This window comes from Olleya sp. Ti.3.14, from assembly GCF_038154885.1.
Classification (GTDB): Bacteria; Bacteroidota; Bacteroidia; order Flavobacteriales; family Flavobacteriaceae; genus Olleya.
In genome coordinates, this window is record NZ_JBAKAO010000020.1 from 1 (window position 1) to 2,886 (window position 2,886).

1 pseudogene is annotated in these 2,886 nt (G+C 35.7%); it reads right to left on the bottom strand.

The features are described from left to right. A pseudogene (locus tag V6251_RS15085) lies at positions 1 to 2,886 on the bottom strand (hypothetical protein); the annotation flags it as partial.

A 2,886-nucleotide genomic window follows, 5' to 3' on the forward strand; every position in this document is an offset into this window, starting at 1 on the left:
AAATCTCTAAGCTTTGTACATCAAAACTACTTAAATCAAAATTGTCATTTAATCCTGGTGATACACCTGGAGAGATACCTTGTGGTATTGTACAGTTTTCTAACTCTACTACTGTTACAAATTCTGATTTAGAACATCCTGTGTCATTAAATGTAACTTCAATTTCATACTCTCCTTCAGTTAAAACAGTATTTAATGATAAACCTGTTTGACCAGCAATCTCAACACCTTCGTTGTACCACTTGATACTTACTTCTCCAGCTGCGTAATTTTCTGCTTGAGCAGTAATAGTAATTGGTGATGTTGCATCTGGACAAACCTCATATGGTATATCTAAATTAAAAGTTGTTTCTGGTGTAGCATTAAATATGATGTTAAAGTTTGTTACTTTATAACAATCTGTTGCTGCTGCATTTTCAACTCTTACAAATATTGTTTCTTGATTTCCTGTGATAGTATAAGCCGAAGGGTTAACTATTGCGTTATCTCCACTAATTGCATCTGCTTCTAAGTTATGGTACGTTACTACCACTCCTGTTTGAGCTCCTAAAATAGTTGCTTCATTTTGTGTTAAATCAAAAACATCATTTCCAGCACCATCATCACAAACTTCTAAGTCCATAGGTTGCGTTGCCTCTGGAGCAGCACTTACCATTAAATTAAAGTTAGTATTAGTTGATGCACAACCAGAATCAGATCCTACAGCATCTACATCTTCCACTCTTACGTAAATAGTTGTACCGTCTGTAGCTGTATGTGGCGATGTTAATGCGCCAATTCCTGCCTGAGCATTAGCTAAAGCCGAGTAATATGTTACTACAAAATCCGCTGGATCTTGAGTTCCTAAAATTGTTGCAGTTTGACTTTCTAAATCAAATACACCATTTCCTGAACCATCATCACAAACTTCTAACGCTGGTGCTGTTGTAGCTGTAGCTGAATCGAAGAAATTGATATTAGCTATTAATGAAGACGTAAAATCATCACAAATACCACCACCAACGATACACATATATTGACCTGACTCTGTAGCTTCAAATGTTGGTCCTGTTACGCCATCTTGATATATATTATTTAAATACCAATCATAGCTATCAACTGCATAAGCTGTATCTGCAGTCAATGTAACAGATGTTGCTCCACATAAATTAATGTCATCACTTGATCCTTCTGGAGCAGATAATCCTTGCTCAATTAGTATTCCGTCATAATCTAAAGCCACCTCACATACTACATCACAATTAGTACCATCTAAAGGACCCGATTGTTGTGTAAACACATAACTACCTGATTGTTGAGAGTAATTTGTAATTAAGATTATATAAATTGAGTTAGCTGGCACACCTGTTAATGTAATAGTCTCTGTTGCAGTAGCAGAGAAACTACAATCTGCAATAGTACCAGGTAGCAGGTCAAAACATCCTGCCTCTTGACCTGGAAATGGTCCCCAAACTATAAAGTCAATATCTAATCCTGTTCCAGCATCATTGGTTTGTGCTAATTGGAACACATAATCTCCTGCGTCATCAAATTGAATAGTATTCCATTGTGGATCAGGCTGACTTCCTAAACAATCGTAATCGATATAAGGAGGTGCTACTTGATCTCCTACAATACTAGGATAAAATATTGTTGGATCCGCACATATTGGTAAAGCTTCCGTACAATACGTTGGCACACCTAAAGTCTGAATACATAAATCAAAGTTAATAGTAGTTGCTGTTGTACCAGCAGAGAATACTCTGATGTAATACACATTACCTACAGTTAAGGTTGGTGTAATACTAGCATCATCTGTTGTACAGTATAACTGCGTTAAATCGTTACAATCTGTACCTAGTTCATACAATGCATGGTCTACATTAAAACCTCCTGTAACATTTAAAATCTGAATTATTTGTTGATCACCTAATGCTGTAAATTGATACCAAACATCATCATCCGCACTTGTAGTACAAGTACCTCCTGGTAAACCAGAATCAGTTGCTTCTATTAAAGTTCCAGAATTTACATCAATACATGCCTCTCCATTATTTACTAATGCAACTGTTGCGTTACATGGATTATCATTTACTGGAGGACATGCTGCTAATGAAATAGCACTGCTAGTAATTACACAATTAGCATCACTTGTATTAGATACAGTAAAGACAATATCTGTGTTAAAAGGATAAGGTCCAAACTGCTCTATTCCAATTGCTGAAACAACTACTGGTGGATTACCTTGATTATCTTCAATAGATAAAGTTGTTGCATCACCTAAAGATGTTATATCAACATCAACTAAAAACTGATCACCATTTGCACAATCATCAACCACAACAAATGTTGCTGTTGGATTAACACAAGTTGCACAAGTTACAGTTAAATTAATTGAAGTATACGTTGAGTTACTTTGACAACTACCACTTCCGTCCGATTCTACAGCAAAAGAAATAGTATCTCCTGATGATTGGAATGTTAAACCACCAATTTGACCTCCTACACCATATGGAGTTGCTGCGTTTAAGTTAGTAACTCCGTCAGAATCCAATACAATAACTTCATCCCAACTATTTTCTACTTGTCCTGCGTTAATTGTTAAATTAAGAGGTGTACCATCTGTTGATGTAAATGTAAATACATTAGTATCATTATTATCATAACAATAATCTATTGTTTGTGGTCCATCTGTCGCACAATCTAAAGTAAAGTTAAATTGTAATAATGTTGAAAAGGTAAACGGACCAGCCCAAGTACTTGTATCTGCTCCACAAACTGATTGTACATAAATCTCGTAATTTGTTGCTGGATTTAATCCTGTCTCTGAAATTGTGGTTGTTGTTACTAACGTACCAGAAGTTGGTATTCCTGTTCCTGCTGGTTGTATAACATAATTCCATTCTG